The sequence below is a fragment of the Acinetobacter faecalis genome, assembly GCF_034187745.1.
GTDB classification, from domain to species: Bacteria; Pseudomonadota; Gammaproteobacteria; order Pseudomonadales; family Moraxellaceae; genus Acinetobacter; species Acinetobacter faecalis.
The window spans coordinates 152,529-173,076 of the sequence record NZ_JAXHPF010000001.1; the positions used below are offsets into that span (position 1 = coordinate 152,529).

17 protein-coding genes and 1 tRNA gene are annotated in these 20,548 nt (G+C 39.0%); 14 read left to right on the top strand and 4 right to left on the bottom strand.

Features of this window, described 5'->3' with window-relative positions; genetic code table 11:
* Positions 1–311: 311 nt before the first annotated feature.
* The 3 genes from SKM54_RS00770 to SKM54_RS00780 all read right to left on the bottom strand — a co-directional run bounded on the left by SKM54_RS00770 (position 312) and on the right by SKM54_RS00780 (position 3,462).
* Positions 312–1,610 (bottom strand): OmpP1/FadL family transporter, encoded by a 1,299-nt coding sequence (locus tag SKM54_RS00770; protein WP_321093635.1) that lies wholly within the window; start codon positions 1,608–1,610, stop codon positions 312–314.
* Between the two features lie 295 nt (positions 1,611–1,905).
* Positions 1,906–1,981: transfer RNA gene (locus SKM54_RS00775), tRNA-Arg, on the bottom strand.
* A 101-nt stretch (positions 1,982–2,082) separates the two neighbouring features.
* On the bottom strand, positions 2,083–3,462 hold the full coding sequence (locus tag SKM54_RS00780; protein WP_321093638.1) for an amino acid permease: 1,380 nt from the start codon (positions 3,460–3,462) through the stop codon (positions 2,083–2,085).
* 317 nt (positions 3,463–3,779) lie between these two features.
* Between SKM54_RS00780 and prpF the strand changes: the two genes are divergently transcribed.
* Together prpF and SKM54_RS00790 are read left to right on the top strand one after the other, a co-directional pair.
* On the top strand, positions 3,780–4,970 hold the full coding sequence (gene prpF, locus SKM54_RS00785; protein WP_321093640.1) for a 2-methylaconitate cis-trans isomerase PrpF: 1,191 nt from the start codon (positions 3,780–3,782) through the stop codon (positions 4,968–4,970).
* A gap of 209 nt (positions 4,971–5,179) precedes the next feature.
* The gene (locus SKM54_RS00790) at positions 5,180–6,088 is read left to right on the top strand and encodes a polyprenyl synthetase family protein (protein WP_321093642.1); all 909 of its coding nucleotides are present in this window, start codon (positions 5,180–5,182) and stop codon (positions 6,086–6,088) included.
* Positions 6,089–6,153: 65 nt separating this feature from the next.
* On the opposite strand, the gene SKM54_RS00795 is transcribed toward SKM54_RS00790, so the two are convergent.
* Positions 6,154–6,510, bottom strand: coding sequence for a hypothetical protein (locus tag SKM54_RS00795; protein ID WP_154772515.1), 357 nt, complete (start codon positions 6,508–6,510; stop codon positions 6,154–6,156).
* A 475-nt stretch (positions 6,511–6,985) separates the two neighbouring features.
* Here SKM54_RS00795 and ndhC point away from each other — a divergent pair, with 475 nt between their 5' ends.
* The 12 genes from ndhC (at position 6,986) to nuoM (ending at position 20,548) form a co-directional block, all read left to right on the top strand.
* The gene (ndhC, locus tag SKM54_RS00800; protein ID WP_154772516.1) at positions 6,986–7,534 is read left to right on the top strand and encodes an NADH-quinone oxidoreductase subunit A; all 549 of its coding nucleotides are present in this window, start codon (positions 6,986–6,988) and stop codon (positions 7,532–7,534) included.
* Positions 7,535–7,540: 6 nt separating this feature from the next.
* Entirely contained in the window at positions 7,541–8,218 is a 678-nt protein-coding gene (locus SKM54_RS00805; RefSeq protein ID WP_154772517.1) for a NuoB/complex I 20 kDa subunit family protein, read from the top strand.
* An 86-nt stretch (positions 8,219–8,304) separates the two neighbouring features.
* Entirely contained in the window at positions 8,305–10,092 is a 1,788-nt protein-coding gene (gene nuoC, locus SKM54_RS00810) for an NADH-quinone oxidoreductase subunit C/D (RefSeq protein ID WP_154772518.1), read from the top strand.
* A gap of 14 nt (positions 10,093–10,106) precedes the next feature.
* Complete coding sequence (gene nuoE, locus SKM54_RS00815; RefSeq protein ID WP_154772519.1) at positions 10,107–10,616, top strand: NADH-quinone oxidoreductase subunit NuoE; 510 nt, start codon at positions 10,107–10,109, stop codon at positions 10,614–10,616.
* Complete coding sequence (gene nuoF / locus SKM54_RS00820; protein ID WP_154772520.1) at positions 10,613–11,941, top strand: NADH-quinone oxidoreductase subunit NuoF; 1,329 nt, start codon at positions 10,613–10,615, stop codon at positions 11,939–11,941. The genes nuoE and nuoF overlap by 4 nt, the downstream gene beginning before the upstream one ends.
* An 11-nt stretch (positions 11,942–11,952) precedes the next feature.
* Entirely contained in the window at positions 11,953–14,634 is a 2,682-nt protein-coding gene (nuoG, locus tag SKM54_RS00825; protein WP_321093644.1) for an NADH-quinone oxidoreductase subunit NuoG, read from the top strand.
* A 3-nt stretch (positions 14,635–14,637) separates the two neighbouring features.
* The gene (nuoH, locus tag SKM54_RS00830; protein ID WP_321087753.1) at positions 14,638–15,654 is read left to right on the top strand and encodes an NADH-quinone oxidoreductase subunit NuoH; all 1,017 of its coding nucleotides are present in this window, start codon (positions 14,638–14,640) and stop codon (positions 15,652–15,654) included.
* An 18-nt stretch (positions 15,655–15,672) separates the two neighbouring features.
* Positions 15,673–16,215, top strand: coding sequence for an NADH-quinone oxidoreductase subunit NuoI (gene nuoI / locus SKM54_RS00835; RefSeq protein ID WP_154772523.1), 543 nt, complete (start codon positions 15,673–15,675; stop codon positions 16,213–16,215).
* The gene (gene nuoJ / locus SKM54_RS00840) at positions 16,215–16,733 is read left to right on the top strand and encodes an NADH-quinone oxidoreductase subunit J (RefSeq protein ID WP_248101755.1); all 519 of its coding nucleotides are present in this window, start codon (positions 16,215–16,217) and stop codon (positions 16,731–16,733) included. The genes nuoI and nuoJ overlap by 1 nt, the downstream gene beginning before the upstream one ends.
* On the top strand, positions 16,733–17,041 hold the full coding sequence (nuoK, locus tag SKM54_RS00845) for an NADH-quinone oxidoreductase subunit NuoK (RefSeq protein WP_154772525.1): 309 nt from the start codon (positions 16,733–16,735) through the stop codon (positions 17,039–17,041). The genes nuoJ and nuoK overlap by 1 nt, the downstream gene beginning before the upstream one ends.
* On the top strand, positions 17,038–18,933 hold the full coding sequence (gene nuoL, locus SKM54_RS00850; protein WP_154772526.1) for an NADH-quinone oxidoreductase subunit L: 1,896 nt from the start codon (positions 17,038–17,040) through the stop codon (positions 18,931–18,933). The genes nuoK and nuoL overlap by 4 nt, the downstream gene beginning before the upstream one ends.
* Before the next feature lie 7 nt (positions 18,934–18,940).
* Complete coding sequence (gene nuoM / locus SKM54_RS00855) at positions 18,941–20,548, top strand: NADH-quinone oxidoreductase subunit M (RefSeq protein ID WP_248101753.1); 1,608 nt, start codon at positions 18,941–18,943, stop codon at positions 20,546–20,548.

Genomic DNA, 20,548 nt, shown 5'->3' on the forward strand with positions numbered 1-20,548 from the left:
CATGCAATAAAAGTATCACAATTAAAATAAGAGTAAATACTCTATAAAAACTTTACTGGTTGTTTTGTGTTCAAAATATAGATTGGAACTTATATTTAGTACATTGTTTATTGTTTAATATATGAAATATAAAGAATTATTTTTTGAACTAAAGGGTATAAAAAAAGTTAAAAAAATGATATTTTTATTATGGATGTGCATTTTTTAAGTGAAAAATAGTGTAAATGTCACAATGTATAAGTTGAATATTGAAAATATAAAAAAGGCCATTCAATGAATGACCTTTTTTAAATGTACGTTATCTTAAAAAATTAGAAGCGGTAACCAATTTTAAAGTCATAGCTTAAAGCATGATTATCATTAAATTCTGTATCATAAAGATTTGAGTTTTCAGAAACTTGCTTTGCATGTTGGCCTTTAACATCATCTAACCAAATATATTTAATACCTGTTTGTACAAAATAATTAGATGCAGGGCTAAATTGTACGCCTACACCAGCACTCCATGAACCATTAATTGGAGTGTAGTGAGAGATATATTCACCTACACCAGAATCCCAACCTAAAGAGCCACTTACTTTCCAATTTTCATTGAGTTTGTGGTCTAATCCTAAATTAATTGACCATTGATCTTTTTCATAGGCGATTGGATTGTAGCCACCACTTTTACCAATAGATGGAGCTGGTGAGGAAGATACAGAAGGAGCTGTTGCATTAGCTCTTGCTGAATAATATGGTAGGAAAAGTTCAAAATTACTCCAATCAACCCATCGTATATTTGCTGATGTGGTTGTTTTGGGGTTAAGCTCTTTACTAATGCTAAGATTTACTGACTGAGGTGTTTTAAATATTGAATTTTTTTGAATGGCCGTATTGCGGATATCAGTCATAGGTATATTTGTTGTGCTATTACCGAAGTCTACAATTGGCTCATTACTTTTGAATTCATGTTTAATTGCAGATCGGTAAGTTAAAGATGATTTAATACCGTAATCGATATTGCTATAAGCTAAGCCTGTTAGCCAGCCAAATGCTTCGTCTTTTGGCATATGGGCCTCATAGTATCTAGATGTTGTAGATACACGTGTTGCATGCGATCCTTCTAAATCTAAGAAACCTTTAAATTCTTGATACACAGGTCCTATAAAGAGTTGAATGTTTTCTACAGGTTTATATCCAAATAATAAAGTAATATTTTTGGTATCAATTTTAACCTCGGTACTATTATTGTTTACACCGAAATAGCGAGATGCATCAGTATAATGGGTGTGTATGCCAAAAGGTTGATCATAAATTAATCCGGCAGATAGTTTTTCTGTGGCTTGGATTTTTAACGCAATATTGGGTACGATTGTAGTATTGTTTACAGGAGTGCCAACATCAAGATTGCGACTTGAATTGTAGCCTGAATTGTTTAAGTTCCCGACTAGATTGTTGGCTATTTTACTAGATATATTTTGATCTACAACATCAAACCCTGCTTCAATATAATTTCCTGATTCTAGAAAGGCAGAAATTGATTGATTAGAGCGTTCAAGTGCAGCTGCAAACAGGCTAGTTGCAGGCAATGTTGCTATTAATGTAGCAACATAAAGTTGGTTTAATTTCATAGTAATTCCCTTGGTGTTTATAGCGAAATAATCTGCAGTTGTAATATAAAGTGTGAAATGTGTTGTTTTATTGTTTTGGAATTTAACATTAAAAATTATATTTGTGTAGCTTTTTGCTTCACTAATTAAGTGAATTTGTAAGGATTAAGATGTTTTAAAAATCTAAATACTAATTGTATTTTGGGTTGAATCTTTCAAATAAAGATTTTGATTAAATATTAAACAGGTTTTTTTATATAAAAAAAGTCTTAATAAAGTATTTTTTATTTTAAAAATATATTAAAAACAATATGGTTGGTGCACCCTGCGGGATTCGAACCCACGTCTGTCACTTAGGAGGTAACGGCTCTATCCAATTAAGCTAAGGGCGCAAAGCTGGATTATTATTTTAGATGGCTACTTTAGCTTAAAAAAATGCAAAAAAAAAGTTACTACCGAAGTAATAACTTTTTAAATTTTATAGACTTTTAACTTAATCGCTGTCGACTTTTACATCGCTTAAATCTTTAGGATTTAGCCGGTCGAAAAGCACTAACATGAATGTGATCCAAATAGGAATCATAATCACAGCGCCCATTAAGCCTTCTTTCCACATAATGAAAAGAATAAGTGCAATAAAGATTAAAACAATATAGTTACTAATTGGTGACCAAAGCGCAGTATAAGAAGTTTTAAAATTCAAAATGCGTTTTGCACGTCTAAATTGCAAATGGGTAAGTGTAATCATTGCCCAGTTTAGAACGAGCGCACCCACAACAATATAAATAAGATTGCTTAATGCTTTTTCTGGCACAAAGTAGTTTAAAAGTACACAACCAAAAATTAATGCAGCAGAAAGTAATACAGCAGGAATTGGAACACCTTGCTTATTTACTTTCGCAAATACTTTTGGTGCATTCCCTTGTTTTGCCAAACTGTAAAGCATACGGCTGTTGGCATACATACCACTGTTATAAACAGAAAGTGCAGCAGTTAAAATAATGAAGTTCAGTAAATGCGCAGCCCAGTTAATACCAAGTTGGCTAAAAATCATTACAAATGGACTTTTATCTAATCCGCCAAGTTCTAACTGATTCCAAGGCACTAAAGATAAAAGAATTGTAAGTGAACCGACATAGAAAATTAAAATACGAAAAACAACTTGGTTAATTGCTTTTGGAATTGTTTTCTTAGGATTATCGGCTTCAGCAGCAGCCATACCAATAAGCTCAATACCACCAAATGCGAACATAAGGAAGGCGAGCATAAAGAATAGACCTTCAAACCCATTTGGGAAGAATCCACCTTGTGTCCAAAGATTACTAAACGATGCAGTTGAGTTTGCATCTGCGGTAAACAGTAAGAAAATACCGAAAATAATCATAGAAACAACGGCAGCTACTTTAATAATAGACAGCCAGAATTCTGATTCTCCGTAAAACTTCACATTACCTAGGTTAATAAGCGTAATAATAATGAAGAAGAAGAGTACAGAAGCCCATGCAGGAATATGAGGCCACCAGTAATTAATATATTTTGCAACGGCAGTAAGCTCTGTCATTGCAACTAAAATATATAGAATCCAGTAGTTCCAGCCTGTTAAAAAGCCTGGGAATTTACCCCAATATTTATATGCAAAGTGACTAAATGAGCCTGCAACAGGTTCATGAACAATCATTTCGCCCAATTGGCGCATAATTAAAAAAGCAATAAAGCCACCAATTGCATAACCCAAAATAATGGATGGACCTGCAGATTGAATGACATGAGCGGAACCTAAGAATAAGCCCGTACCAATTGCACCACCCATGGCAATTAATTGGATATGACGGTTCTTTAAGCCACGCTGAAGTTCAGTAGTATTTTTATTCAAGTTTTTCAGCCCGACAATGAATAAGTATTGAGATTGTAATAGATCGCTTGTATTTAGCCTAGTAGAACGCTAAATGTGAACTAAAGTTATGATATTGATAAAAAATATTTATAAATAAAATATATATAAAGATGATGATAATCAAGCAAATAAATTGAACTGAAGGTGCAAACATTAAAAATAATAATTTAATTATTTTTTGAGTATGTTGGTTTTTTATACTTAAGTCATGTGTGCATACAATAAAATTAAAAACACAGTATGCTAGTTTTGAGACATAGAATAATTGTCATAAGAAAGATTATAGGGATATTTAAATGAGTTTTGCAGCACAAATCAAAATTCCAGCAATATATATGCGTGGCGGTACAAGCAAAGGTGTTTTTTTTAAATTAGACGATTTACCCCAAGAAGCTCAAGTTGCAGGAAAAATAAGAGATCAAGTTCTACTTCGTGTGATTGGAAGTCCAGATCCTTATGGAAAACAAGTAGATGGAATGGGTGGGGCAACATCAAGTACAAGTAAAACAGTAATTTTGGCTAAAAGCACGCAAGAAAATCACGATGTAGATTATTTATTTGGACAAGTTGCTATAGATAAACCTTTTGTAGATTGGAGTGGTAACTGTGGAAATTTAACCGCTGCGGTTGGTGCTTTTGCAATTAATAATGGATTGGTTTGTGCGAAAAAAATTCCTGAAAATGGTATTTGCACGGTTCATATTTGGCAGAAAAATATTGGGAAAACGATTCTTGCACATGTACCTATTACAAATGGTCAAGTTCAAGAAACAGGTGATTTTGAATTAGATGGAGTGACTTTCCCCGCTGCTGAAGTTCAAATTGAATTTTTAGATCCGGCAGATGATGGTGAAGATGGCGGTGCAATGTTTCCAACAGGAAATCTTGTAGATACTTTGGATGTACCAAATATTGGAACATATCAGGCAACATTTATAAATGCAGGTATTCCAACTATATTTCTAAATGCATCAGAACTTGGTTTGGATGGAACGGAACTACAAGATGTAATTAATAGTGATACGAAAATTTTAGAAAAATTTGAAACTATTCGTGCCTATGGTGCAAAACAGATGGGGCTCATTCAAAATATTTCTGAAGCGGCTAACCGTCAACATACGCCTAAAATTGCATTTGTTGCACCATCAAAATCTTATACATCTTCAAGTGCAAAGGAAGTTAAAGCTGAAGATACAGATTTGTTGGTTCGTGCGCTTTCTATGGGGAAACTTCATCACGCAATGATGGGAACGGCTGCGGTTGCTATTGGTACAGCAGCTGCTATTCCGGGAACATTAGTAAATTTAGCTGCAGGTGGTGGTGAGCGAGAAGCGGTACGTTTTGGACATCCATCTGGGACTTTACGTGTAGGTGCGCAAGCAATAAAAGAAAATGATCAATGGGTTGTGAAAAAAGCAGTGATGAGCCGAAGTGCAAGAATATTGATGGAAGGTTGGGTAAGAATTCCTGCTGATAGTTTGAAATAGTAAATATTGAAGATTTTGAAAACACCTCTTTTATTGGAGGTGTTTTTATTTGCTTAATTAAAAATGAAGAAGTGTGATTGTTGATATAAGTTAATGCAGTAAAAGGAAGGAATGAATATCTATTTATATGTACAATAGCCAGCAGTTAAATTGACTATTTATAAACTGGTTAATTTTAAGTTGGGATTTATAAAATTATAGAGGCTCACGTGTCATTATCACTAGACATACAAAATAATGTACTTTCCGCAGCGCAGCAAAGAATTCAACAAGATTTGTTAATGGCTTTGGATGCTTTTGCGATCCCTGAACCTTTAAAAGGTGCGGTGCATCATGCGGTAATGTTGGGTGGTAAGCGTGTTAGACCTGCATTGGCTTATGCAACAGCATCTATAAAACCAAATTCAAACTATGCTGCTGTACGTCGTGCCGCAGTTGCAATTGAACTAATTCATTGCTATTCGTTAGCACATGATGATTTGCCATGTATGGATAATGATTTATTGCGTCGTGGTCAGCCGACGTGTCATGTTGCTTATGGTGAAGATACAGCCTTGCTTGCAGGTGATATTTTACAATCGATGGCATTTGAAATTTTGGGCAGTCGCTTGTTTGATCAAGGACCTGCGGTAGATGCTTCAATTGTTTTAAAACAAATGCAAATTTTAGCAACGGCTTCATCGAAAATGGTTTGTGGTCAAGTTTTAGATTTGCAAGCAGAAGGTAAGCGTGTAGATCAAGAAGCTTTGGAAAATATTCATCGCAATAAAACAGGTGCATTAATTTCTGCTGCAGTCATGATGTCTGCAATTACTATTTTTGATGGTGTAGATGTTGCACTACCTAAGTTACGTGAATATGCACAAGCGATTGGTTTGGCATTTCAAGTTCAAGACGATATTTTAGATATTACTGCTGAAACTGAAGTTTTGGGAAAAACGGCAGGGAAGGATGAGTTGGTAGAGAAATCGACTTATCCTGCACTTATGGGCTTAGATAAAGCTATTGAATATGCAAAACAATTGCATGATCAAGCTTTTGAAACCTTAGAATACTTTGGCGATTCTGCTGAAGAGTTGGTATCTATTTCGAAATTTTTATTAGAACGCAAAAAGTGAAAGTTTGAATTGATTATTTTAGATGTAAAAAAGCGTGTTATTTAAACACGCTTTTTTTTAATTTCTTACTCTGTGATTGTTGCGTCGGGAACAATGATTTTCTTGCCTGCCTTAATCGCTTGAAGGGCATCAGGGTCGAAATCAATTAATAATGAGTTATCTGCAACATTAATCGCGTACTTACTAATGAGCTTTTTATCGCCATTTAAAGTTTCAACTTTGTATTCATCTGCAATATTTAAAATGCCGTCTAAATTGGTTGTTGAAGATGCTTTATCTTGACGGAATAATTCGTAGATATCGCGCAGATCGAAAATCGCATTTTCTGCATCTGGGTGTTTGCTAACGTAATTTTCAATATGTCGAATAATAAGTTGTGCGTATAAAAAATAATTTGGTTTATAAGAAATATCTAACTTCATGTATTTACGCCCTTATTGTCTAGTTTTAATTGAATAATATAGAAATAGCATACTTCTGTTGAAGAGTTAAACAGCTTTAATGATGGTTTTGCAAAAGATTACAAAAAATAAATTAGATCTAAAAATCATAAAATGATAATAATTGTTAGTATTGTTAAACATTGGTTTTAAATATTCTTTTTGAAATCATATTTTAAGAAAATAAAGAATAAAATAATATTTTTACAGCTGTGAAAATAAATTTACATTTTAAATTTTTAAGGAATATAAGTGATTCAAAGCCTTATAAGTGCACATAAATTAAAAAAAAGATAGAAAATGATGAAAAAATCATCCGAAAGACTAAGTGTTATAAGCTAGCAAGTGAAATCATAAATCAGGTACAATTGGCGGGATTAATTTTGTGTTTGGTGTATTTGAAGGCCAATACATACATTCTTTGTTAATAAATAGGCCTGCCAGGAGTTATCCCCGCATGAGTGCCATTACTCCATACGAATGGGCAATTATTGCCTTCGTGATCGGCGTTACATTTTTATGCGTTTTTATGCTCACTGTCCCGTTACTCCTTGGGGGTAAGTCGTGGGGTCGAGCTAAGCAAGAACAATTCGAGTCTGGTGTTGTAGGTGCCGGTGGTGCACGTATTCGCTTGTCTGCTAAATTCTATTTAGTGGCAATCTTCTTTGTTGTCTTCGACTTAGAAGCTCTTTATCTATACGCATGGGCTGTTTCAGTTCGTGAAGTAGGATGGGTTGGTTTTGCTACAGCTGCTGTATTTATTTTAGTTTTACTTGTTGGTTTGATTTATGAATTATCAACTGGCGCACTTAACTGGGCTCCATCTGATAAGCGTAAAGCTGCTGGTATTAAAGCTAAAATCGGTTCTCCAAATATGGATATAGCTGAAATTACACGCTTTAATTCAATTGAAGAGTTGGTAATGGATCCTACGGGTCAAATTCCAGCGCAATCTTCTGGTCGTGTGAAATCTAAAACACCGACTGCATCATCTGACAAGGAGTAATACGGGATGAAATACACCTTAACCCGTGCGAATCCGGATGCTGATCAATATCCACTTCAAGAGCGTCAAATCGTTACAGATCCGCTTGAAGATGAAGTGAATAAAAATGTGTTCATGACTCGTTTAGAAGATTTGGCACATACAGCAGTAAACTGGGGTCGTAAAAACTCAGTTTGGCCGTTTAACTTTGGTACATCTTGTTGCTACGTAGAGTATGCAACGACTTTAACAGGCGTGCATGACTTGTCACGTTTTGGTGCTGAAGTAATTCGTGCTTCGCCACGTCAAGCCGATTTGATGATTGTTGCAGGTACTTGCTTTGTAAAAATGGCGCCTGTAATTCAGCGTTTGTATGAACAAATGCTTGAGCCTAAATGGGTAATCTCGATGGGTGCATGTGCAAACTCGGGTGGTATGTACGACATTTATTCAGTGGTACAAGGCGTAGATAAAATTATTCCAGTGGATGTTTATATTCCTGGTTGCCCACCACGCCCTGAAGCTTTAATTCAAGCTTTAATGTTGTTACAAGACCAAATTCAACTCGAGCGTCGTCCACTTTCAGCGGTGATTGGTGATGATCTTAAGCCAGTGTATAAGCCAAAGATGCAGCCAGAACGTGATCGTAAGAATGCAGAGCGTATTGCTGTGAAAAACTTACGCTCGATGGATGAAATTAAATAATTTAAGTGACAAATTTTTGATGCACCTGTAAGGGTGTAGTTGTCGTTTAAATTGACTGAATTTGTATAAAATAGGAAGCCAAGCCAATGGCTGAAACTGACATTGCTATGCCAGAATCAACTCCAGTTGATTCACGCCCTGCATTTGCAATTGTAGAAGAGCTCAAAACCAAATTTGGTGAGAACTTCTATGTGCAAACGACTTTTGAAGATTTTCCAACAGTCTGGGTTGAGCGCGCGCGTGTACAAGACGTTTTAATGTTCTTGCGTAAAGTTGATCGTCCTTATGTGATGTTATTCGACTTATCTGCTGTAGATGAGCGTTTACGTACACACCGTGACGGTTTACCTGCATCTGACTTTACAGTGTTCTATCACTTGTTATCGTTAGAACGAAATAGTGATATTCGTATTAAAGTTGCATTAAGTGAGAATGATGTAAATCTTCCTACAGCAACCAACATTTGGCCAAATGCCAACTGGTACGAGCGTGAAGCTTACGATATGTTCGGTATTAATTTCGAAGGGCATCCAATGCTCCGTCGTATTTTGTTACCTACATATTGGGAAGGTCACCCACTTCGTAAAGAATACTCTGCACGTGCGACTGAATATACGCCGTACATGCAAAACCAAGCGAAACAAGATTTCGAACAAGAACATTTACGTTTTGTACCTGAAGATTGGGGTCTAAAACGTGGAAATGATGATGAAGATTTCATGTTCTTGAACTTGGGTCCTAACCATCCATCTGCGCACGGTGCATTCCGTATTGTCTTGCAGTTGGACGGTGAAGAAGTGAAAGACTGTGTGCCTGACATCGGTTATCACCACCGTGGTGTGGAAAAGATGGCTGAACGTCAAACTTGGCATTCATTCATTCCGTATACAGACCGTGTCGACTACCTAGGTGGTTGTGCTCAAAACATGCCTTATGTAATGGGCGTAGAGCAAATGGCAGGAATTACTGTTCCTGACCGTGCACAATGTATTCGTGTAATGATGTCTGAATTGTTCCGTATTAATAACCACTTATTGTTTATTGGTACAGCGATTCAGGATGCCGGCGGTATGACACCAGTATTCTATATGTTCGCAGATCGTCAAAAGATTTATGACGCAATTGAAGCGATCACTGGTTACCGTATGCACCCAGCTTGGTTCCGTATTGGCGGTACTGCGCACGATCTTCCAAATAACTGGCAACATCTCATCCGTGAAATCCTTGATTGGATGCCGAAGCGTATGAATGAATACTACACAGCTGCTTTACGCAACTCTGTATTCATGGGTCGTACACAAGGTGTAGCGCAATATGATGCTAAATCTGCATTGGCTTGGGGTGTAACTGGTACTGGTTTACGTGCTACAGGTATCGATTTCGACGTTCGTAAATATCGTCCGTATAGCGGTTACGAAAATTATGACTTTGATGTGCCATTAGAGTACGAAGGTGATGCTTATGCGCGCGTAATGGTTCACTTCCGTGAAATTGAAGAATCACTGAAAATCATTAAGCAATGTTTAGATAACATGCCTTCTGGTGCTTATAAAGCTGATCATCCATTGGCTGTTCCACCACCAAAAGATAAGACATTACAAGATATTGAAACTCTAATTACGCACTTCTTGAGCGTATCTTGGGGTCCTGTAATGCCTGCAGGTGAAGCATCTGTAATGGCTGAAGTGGTAAAAGGTGCGTCTAACTACTACTTGACTTCTGATAAGTCAACAATGAGTTACCGTACTCGTATTCGTACACCAACCTTCACGCATTTACAGCAAATGCCTTCTGTGATTAACGGCAGCTTAATGTCTGACTTGATCATTTATTTAGCGACAATTGACGTCGTAATGGCTGACGTGGATCGCTAAGGGGTAAACGCATTATGATGATTTTGACAGATAAAAAACCACGTGTGACGGTTGAAGGAATTTTAACTTCGGAAGAAATTCATGAAATTGAACATCACATTGGTCACTATCCGTACCCACGTGCTGCATGTTTAGATGCATTGAAGTGTGTACAACGCCGTAATGGTTGGGTAGATGATGCGCAAATGAATGCAATTGCTCAAATGCTAAGCATGACAGTTGCAGATTTAGAAGGTGTTGCTACTTTCTATAACCGCATTTATCGCCAACCTGTAGGTCGCAACGTAATTTTATTATGTGATTCAATTGCATGCTTCTTAATGGGCGCGGAAACTTTAGCAGAAGCTTTTCAACGTGAATTAGGCATTTCATTTGGTCAAACAACCGCTGATGGTCGTTTTACTATTTTGCCAATTTGCTGTTTAGGTAACTGTGACAAAGGTCCAACCTTAATGATTAATGAAGATACTCACGGTTTAGTGGAAGTTTCTTCAGTTAAACAGTTATTGGAGAAGTATGTATGAATACTGAACCAAAACCAATTTATGGCGACGGCAACCCAGAAACTCATCCATTAACATGGCGCTTAAGTAAACAGGAAGCAGTACGCAGTGCAGACGATTACGAAGCTTTAGAAGGCTATGCAGGCTTTAAAAAAGCATTGGGCATGAAACCTGCTGAAGTATTAGACGTAATTAAAGCTGCAACTGTAAAAGGTCGTGGTGGTGCAGGTTTCCCAGCAGGGATTAAATGGTCATTGATGGCGCCAAATGATGGCGGTCCTCGTTACCTGATTTGTAATGCCGATGAAATGGAACCAGGTACTTTCAAAGACCGTTTGTTGATGGAAAAACTTCCACATCAATTAATTGAAGGTATGTTGATTGCAGGCTATACGCTTGAAGCAACACAAGGTTATATCTTCATCCGTGGTGAGTACATTGAAGCTGCTCAATACTTAAATGAAGCATTAGAGCAAGTTCGTGCTAAAGGTTACTTAGGTGAAAACATCCTAGGTACAGGTTGGAACTTCGATTTACACGTACATACTGGCGCGGGTCGTTATATTTGCGGTGAAGAAACTGCATTGATTAACTCGCTTGAAGGTCGTCGTGCAAACCCTCGTACTAAACCGCCATTCCCACAAGTTGCAGGTGCTTGGGGTCGTCCTACAATTGTGAACAACGTAGAGACGTACAACAACTTACCAGCAATCATGCTTCGTGGTCCTGAATGGTATATCGGTTTATCTGAAGGTAAGTCGAAAGATCCGGGCACAAAAATTTATGGTGCATCAGGTAAAGTGAAATTCCCAGGTTTATGGGAACTTCCATTTGGTACAACTGCGCGCGAAGTGATCGAAGATCATGCGGGCGGTATGCGTGATGGCTTAAAGCTTAAAGCATGGTTACCAGGTGGTGCTTCGACTGACTTCTTAGCGGCTGAACACATTGACTTGCCAATGGATGCTGAAAGCATTATGAAAGCAGGTTCACGTTTAGGTACGTGTTTGCTTATGGTTGTTGATGAAACTCAATGTATGGTTTCTGCAACACGTAACTTAGAAGAATTCTTTGCACGTGAATCTTGTGGTTTCTGCACACCATGTCGTGATGGTTTACCTTGGGCTGTTAAAGCGCTTAAAGCACTTGAAGATGGCACAGGTAAGAAAGAAGATATTGATCACTTACAAGAACTTACTCGTAAGCTTTGGATTGGTAAAACTTTCTGTGCTCACGCACCTGGTGCGATGGAACCGCTTATGGGCGCACTCAAACATTTCCGTGGCGAATTTGAAGCAAAAGTAGTTGATGCTGCTGCTCAAATTAGCAACGTAGAACAAGCTTAAGGAATTCGACTATGGCTACAATTCATGTCGATGGCAAATCGTATGAAGTCGATGGTTCAGAGAACTTGCTACAAGCATGTTTGTCTTTGGGTATTGATATTCCATACTTTTGTTGGCATCCATCCTTAGGTTCTGTCGGTTCTTGCCGTCAATGTGCTGTGACCCAATATGCGAACCCGGAAGATACACGTGGTCGCTTGGTTATGTCATGTATGACGCCTGCGTCTGACAATACCTATATTTCGATTGAAGACAAAGAAGCAAAAGATTTCCGTGCTTCTATTGTTGAATTTTTAATGACAAACCACCCACACGACTGTCCAGTATGTGAAGAAGGTGGTCATTGTCATTTACAAGATATGACTGTGATGACACAGCATGATCGTCGTCGTTACCGTTTCACAAAACGTACGCATTACAACCAAGAGCTAGGCTCGTTTATTTCTCATGAAATGAACCGTTGTATCGCATGTTACCGTTGTGTTCGTTACTACAAAGATTATGCCGGTGGTACAGACTTTGGCGTGTATGCAAGTGCATCACGTGTTTACTTTGGTCGTCCGGAATCAGGTACTTTAGAATCTGAATTCTCTGGTAACTTGACTGAAGTATGTCCAACAGGTGTGTTCACAGATAAAACTCATTCTGAACGCTATAACCGTAAATGGGACATGCAGTATGCGCCAAGCGTATGCCAAGGCTGTTCTTCAGGTTGTAACATTTCTCCGGGTGAGCGTTATGGCGAATTACGTCGTGTAGAAAACCGTTTCAACGGCGAAGTAAACCAATACTTCCTATGCGATAAAGGTCGTTTCGGTACAGGTTATGTGAATAACGCTGATCGTCCTCGTCAACCACAATTCCGTACAGGTGACAACGTAACTACAGTTTCTGTAGACAAAGCACTTGATACAGTTATTGAAAATATCCAAGGTAAAAAAGTATTGGGTATTGGTTCACCACGTGCATCTCTTGAATCTAACTTCGCGCTTCGTGAATTAGTGGGTCAAGAAAACTATTCAACAGGTATGTCTCAAAAAGAGCAAAGTCTTGTTGAATTAGCAGCTTCAATTATGCAAACAGAGGGTGTATACAACCCGAATATGCGTGAAATTGAAAGCTATGATGCTGTGTTGATTTTGGGTGAAGATTTAACTCAAACTGCGCCACGTATGGCTTTATCTGTTCGCCAAGCTGCGAAAAATAAAGCAAAAGAAATGGCTGCAGAACGTCGCACTCAAGAATGGTTGGCAGAACCTGTTCAACGTATTGGTCAAGATGAAAAATCTCCAATTTACATTCTTGCTGCAACGCAAACACGCTTAGCGGATGTTGCAACGGGTGAAGTTGTTGCTTCTCCTAACGATATCGCGCGTTTAGGCTTTGCTGTGGCTGCTGGCGTTAAAGGCGAAGCGATTCTTGGTCTTGATGAAGATGCAAAAGCATTTGCTCAAACCATCGCTGACACATTAAAAGCTGCGAAAAAGCCATTGATTATCTCTGGTACAAGCTTACAAGACGCTGCAATTATGGAAGCTGCTGCACAAGTTGCACAGAATCTTGGTAATGCAGGTCTTACATTGACTGTTCCTGAAGTGAACTCAATGGGCTTAGCAATTTTAGGTGGTAACAGCCTAGAGCAAGCATTTGCACAAGATTACGATGCAATTATTGTTGTAGAAAATGACCTTTACCGTCGTTTACCAGCAAAACAAGTGGATGCAGCTTTAGCGAAAGCGAAAGATGTTATTGTGCTTGATCATGCTGAAACAGCAACTGTGAAGAAAGCATCTGTTGTTCTTTCTGCTGCAAGCTTCGCTGAAGGTGATGGTACTGTGGTATCGCAAGAAGGCCGTGCACAACGTTTCTACCAAGTGTATGACCCAAGCTACTACAAACCTGAACTTGCAATCAAAGAATCTTGGCGCTGGTTACACGCTTTAGAAACAGGCGTGAAAGGCAAAGCGATTTCTTGGACTGTTCTTGATGATGTCATTGAAACGGTTACGAAAAACGTACCTGCTTTAGAAGCAATTCAAGATGTAGCTCCAGATGCTGGTTTCCGTGTACATGGTCTTAAAGTTGCGCGTGAACCACGTCGTTACTCTGGTCGTACATCTATGCGTGCGCCATTGTCTATTCATGAGCCTAAACAACCTACGGATAGAGATTCTGCATTAACATTCTCTATGGAAGGTTATGTAGGTAATCAAACTCCGTCTCCGCTTGTACCATTTGCATGGTCTGCAGGTTGGAACTCTCCGCAAGCTTGGAACAAATTCCAAGATAAAGTGGGTGGTTCATTAAAAGGTGGTGATTCAGGTGTTCGTTTATTTGATCGTTTAGCTAAACGTCCTGTGCGTACTTTCGTAGCTCCAGCACCTGTGCTTGTGAATGCCGAAAGCTTCCGCCTTGTACCTATGCATCATATCTTTGGTTCTGGTGAATTTACTGTGAAAACACCTGCAATGGAATCGCGTATTCCTGATGCAGTATTTGCAGTAGGTGAGCAAGATGCAGCACGCTTAAATGTCCAAGATGGTCAAACAATTACTGTTAAAGCAGGGGACACTTCAATTGTTCTTCCTGTTCAAGTGATTGAATACTTACCAACAGGTTATATTGGTTACCCAATTGGTCTAGCACCAACGGTATCTCTTGCAGAGCCTGTTTCAGTCGCGGTAGGAGCGTAATTCATGGAACAAGAATTAATCCGTCAAACGCCGATTTGGGCTGAAAACTGGCCAATCGCCTATTCAGTTCTGCAAGCGATTGTAATCTTACTTGTTGTGGTATTGATTGCAGCTTTGATGTCTTTTATTGAGCGTCGTTTACTGGGCTTATGGCAAGACCGTTATGGTCCGAATCGTGTAGGTCCGGGTGGTATGTTCCAGATTGTTGCCGACATGCTTAAAATCATGTTCAAAGAAGACTGGACTCCAAAATTCGTAGACAAATTAACTTTCCGTATGGCTCCAGCAGTTGCGATGGCAACTGCGGTGCTATCGTTCATGGTTATTCCTGTATCACCTTATTTAGGTGTTGCAGACATGAGCATTGGCTTATTGTTTTTTATGGCAATGGCAGGTATTGCAGTTTACGCAGTACTTTTCGGTGGTTGGTCATCAAATAACAAATATGCGTTACTGGGTGGTTTACGTTCTGCGGCTCAAACTATTTCTTACGAAGTGTTCTTGGGTATTTCACTCATGGGTGTGGTTGCAATTGCAGGCTCATTCAACATGCGTGAAATTGTAGAAGCACAACGTGATGTTTGGTTTGTGATTCCACAATTCTTAGGTTTCTTAATCTTTGTGGTTGCGGGTGTTGCGGTAACTCACCGTCATCCATTTGACCAACCAGAAGCTGAACAAGAATTGGCAGAAGGTTACCATGTAGAGTACGGTGGTATGAAATGGGGTATGTTCTTCGTTGCAGAATATGTAAACGTGGTACTTATTTCAGCACTTATCGTAACTTTGTTCTTTGGTGGTTGGTTAGCGCCATTCAACTTAGATATTCCATTCATTCCAGCTGCATTCTGGTTCATCATTAAAACAGCATTCTTTGTAATGATGTTTGTATTGGCACGTGGTTCATTAATGCGTCCACGTTATGACCAAGTAATGAATTTTGGTTGGAAAATTTGCTTGCCATTGGCATTGGTAAACCTTTTGGTTACTGGTGCTATGATTCTGATGAATCAGGCCTAAGACAGCAGGGAGAATAAAATGTTTAAGTTTCTAGCTGGATTTGGGTCAATCGTTCGTTCGTTATTTATGGTGTTTAGCCATGTGACACGTAAACGTGACACCATTTTATATCCGGAAGTGAAAGCTGAAGATATCGTGCCACCACGTTTCCGTGGTCGTATTGTGTTAACACGCGACCCAGATGGTGAAGAGCGTTGTGTTGCTTGTAACTTATGTGCGGTTGCTTGCCCAGTAGGTTGTATTTCACTACAAAAAGCAGAAAAAGAAGATGGTCGTTGGTACCCAGAGTTTTTCCGTATCAACTTCTCACGTTGTATTTTCTGCGGTATGTGTGAAGAAGCATGTCCAACGACTGCAATTCAAATGACACCTGATTTCGAATTAGGTGAGTATGTGCGTCAAGACCTTGTATATGAGAAAGAAAACTTACTTATTTCAGGTCCTGGTAAATATCCTGACTATAACTTCTACCGCGTAACGGGTATGGCTGTAAACGGTAAAGATAAAGGTCAAGCGCAACGTGAAAGTGCGCCAGTTGATGTACGGAGTCTATTACCATGATGTGGCCATTTTATTTGATGGCACTTGTGGCCATTGTCTCTACAGTTCGTGTTGTAACAAACACGAACCCTGTACACGCTTTATTAAGCTTGATCGTGTCATTACTTGCTGTTGCAGGTATGTTCATGATCGTTGGTGCACCATTTGCTGGTGCGCTTGAAATTATTGTTTATGCTGGCGCGATCATGGTGTTATTCGTGTTCGTTGTGATGATGCTTAACCTTGGTCAAGATACAGTTGAACAAGAAAGCAAATGGTTAACATCATCTGCATGGGCATATCCTGCATTAATGAGCTTCTTAATGGGCTTATTACTTGTTTGGATGCTTGGATCTGACTACACACAAAGTGTTGCACTTATGGGACAAGAAATTGTTGGTCCTAAAGAAGTTGGTCAAGCGCTCTTTACTCACTACTTATTGTTGGTTGAAGTTGCCGCAATGTTATTGCTAGCAGCACTTGTTGCAGCATTTCATATCGGTAAACGTGAACCAAGTGCTGAAGAGGAAAAAGAATAATGGGTCACATTCCTTTAGAACACGGTTTGATCGTTGCGACCATTCTTTTTGCACTTGGTTTTTACGGTGTAATGGTTCGACGCAACCTATTATTTATTTTAATGAGCCTTGAAATCATGATGAACGCTGCTGCTTTAGCGTTTGTATTGGCAGGTAGTGCATGGGCACAACCAGATGGTCAAATCATGTTCATCTTGATCTTAACGCTTGCTGCGGCAGAGGCGTGTATCGGCCTTGCGATCGTGCTTCAGTTTTACCATCGCTTCCATCATTTGGATGTGGATGCTGCTAGTGAGATGCGCGGATGAGTTATTTATATCTAACAGTATTATTTCCGCTCATTGGTTTTATCCTTTTAGCGGCAGGACGCAACAAGCTTCCTGAAAATGTAGCTGCAATTATTGGTGTGGGTTCTGTTGGACTTTCAGCTTTATTTGCACTTATTGCAGGCATCGATTTTGTAAATAATGGATCGGTTGCAACAACTCAACATCTTTGGACTTGGTTCAATGTTGCAGGTTTAGCACCAGGCTTTAGCTTACATTTAGATGGTCTATCATTATTAATGATGGGCATGATTACAGGTGTGGGTTTCTTAATTCACATCTTTGCATCATGGTACATGCGTGGTGAAGAAGACTTTGCGCGTTTCTTCTCTTATTTCAACTTATTCGTAACAAGCATGTTGCTTCTAGTATTAGGCGACAACTTAGCATTGTTATTCTTAGGTTGGGAAGGCGTGGGTCTTTGCTCATACTTGCTTATTGGTTACTACTACCAAACACCTGCAAACGGTTTTGCTGCAATTAAAGCATTCACTGTTACGCGTGTTGGTGACGTATTCTTACTTATCGCACTGTTCTTGTTATATCAACAATTTGGTACGTTAAATACGCAATACATCGTAGAAAATGCAGCAAATGTAATGACACAAAGTTCATCTATTACCATTTGGACAGCGTTAATGTTGTTCTTAGGTGCTGCTGGTAAATCTGCTCAAATTCCATTGCAAACATGGTTGGCAGATGCGATGGCTGGTCCTACACCAGTTTCTGCATTAATTCACGCAGCAACAATGGTTACAGCGGGTGTTTACTTATGCTGCCGTATGTTCTCAGTATTTGAACTTGCGCCAGAAGTGATGTTATTCATTTCTGTAACAGGTGCTGTGACATTACTTGTAGCTGGCTTTGCAGCATTGGTTCAAACAGACATCAAACGTATTTTGGCTTACTCAACAATGAGCCAGTTAGGTTATATGTTTATGGCTGTTGGTGCTGAAGCGTACCAAGCAGGTTTATTCCACATGCTTACTCACGCATTCTTTAAGGCATTATTATTCTTGTCTTCAGGTGCGGTGATTCTTGCTTACCATCACGAACAAAACATCTTCAAAATGGGTGGTTTGTTCAAGCGTAATAAATTCTTATTCGCTTGCTTCGCGATTGGTGGCGGTGCATTGGCAGCGATTCCATTCTTAACGATTGGTTTCTTCTCGAAAGATGCAATTTTAGCTGCAGTTTGGACACAAAGTCATATTGCAGGTATTCCACTTTATAACTGCCTATATTGGGCAGGTGTAGCAGGTGCTTTCTTAACTTCAATTTATACATTCCGTTTAATTTGGGTTGTATTCTTTGGTGAAGAAAAAACTGCATATCACGAAATTAAAGGCGTGACTTATTGGTTGCCTTTATCAATTCTTGCTGTACTTTCTACTGGTGCTGCAATTGTATTGAAAGCGCCTGTAATGAGCATTCTTGATGCAGCTCGCATTCCAGCATTTATTATTCCAGAAGCTTTAGAGGCTGGCGCACATGGTGCTGAATATGTCGCTATTGCAGTTGCATTAACAGGTCTTGTGGTTGGTGTAATCTTATTTGCTTTTGCATACAAAGCAGTTCAAGCATTTGCAAACACTTGCTTCGGTGCTGGTCTTGTAAATATCTGTCGTAATGCACTTGGTTTTGATGCGTTGTATGACATCGTATTTGTAAAACCATACTTACTTCTTGCGAAGATTTTAGGTCGTGATCCAATTGATGGTTTGTGGTTAATGCTACCAGCTATTGTTAAAGGTGGTCATAGCTTTACAAGTTCACGTCAAACTGGTTCGTTACGCGAATATGCATCAAGCATGGCTTTGGGCATTATTGTGTTATTGATGATTTTGATCGTGACTCAGGTTGTGGGGAAATAAGATGGAAATCACAAACAATTGGATTTTACCCGCACTGATCCTTGTACCGTTCATTGCAGGTTTTGCATGTTGGTTAGTCGACAAGGTTGACCAACACTTACCGCGTTACATCGCACTTATTGGTATGCTTGTTACATTAGTGCTTACCGTTGTGCTTTGGGCTCAGGGTGGTTATGACTATTCTTTACAGTCAACACCAGTTTGGGCAGCAGAATTCCATCTTGAATGGATTAAATCTTTAGGCATTAACATTCACTTAGCTGTGGATGGTTTATCACTTCTTATGGTTGGTTTAACTGCATTACTGGGTGTACTTGCAGTTGGCTGTTCATGGGGTGAAATTCAGAAGAATGTTGGCTTCTTCCACTTAAACCTTTTATGGTCTTTAGGTGGTGTAATTGGCGTATTCTTAGCAATTGACTTGTTCTTGTTCTTCTTCTTCTGGGAGATGATGCTTGTACCTATCTACTTCTTGATCGCACTTTGGGGTCATTCAGGAGCAGATGGTAAGTCACGCGTTTATGCTGCAACTAAATTCTTCATTTATACGCAAGTCGCTGGTCTAATCATGCTTATTGGTATTTTAGGTCTTGTGATCTTTAATGCGATGGCTGTTACAGGTCAAATTAGCTTTGCTTATAATGATTTATTAATGGCTGCTCACCAATTAGAAGCGACGTATCCTGCATTTGCTTATGGCTTCATGATCTGTTTATTTATCGGTTTTGCGGTAAAACTTCCTGTTTTCCCATTACACGGTTGGTTACCAGATGCGCATGCTCAAGCACCTACAGCGGGTTCTGTCGATCTTGCAGGTATCTTAATTAAGACTGCTGCTTATGGTTTATTACGTTTCGTAATTCCATTCTTCCCAGCGGCTTCTGCACAATTTGCAGATATTGCAATTATTCTAGGTTTAATTGGTATTTTCTACGGTGCTTGGTGTGCATTCCAGCAAACAGATATGAAACGCTTACTTGCGTACACATCTATTTCGCACATGGGCTTCGTATTACTTGCAATTTATGCAGGTAATGTCCTTACGTTCCAAGGCTTAATGATCATGATGTTAGCGCATGGCTTATCATCTGCTGCATTGTTCATTATGTGTGGTCAAGTGTACGAGCGTTTACATACACGTGATTTACGTCTTATGGGCGGTATTCGTGGTCAATTCCAATATTTACCATTCTTCTTAATGTTCTTCGTTGCTGCACTTGTGGGTATTCCTGGTTTAGGTAACTTTATTGGTGAATTCCTGATTCTTATGGGTTCATTCGCTAAGTTCCCAGTATTCACAATTATTGCTGCTGTAAGTTTAGTGTTTGCAGGTCTTTACGGTTTAATCCTGATTCACAAAACATTATTTGGTACGCCAAATGAAGAACAAAAACAACATTATGCAAGTCCGTTAAAAGACTTAAATGCGCGTGAAGTTGTTATTCTTCTAGTATGTGCTCTTGGTCTTGTATGGCTTGGTATCTACCCACAATCATTCCTTGATATTTCTAATTCAAGCATGGCGTGGTTGGCTCATAGCTACATCCCAGTTCAAGAAGTCGTTGAAGTTGTTCAACAAGCAGCTATTCAACCTGAAAATGTGGGGATCCAATAA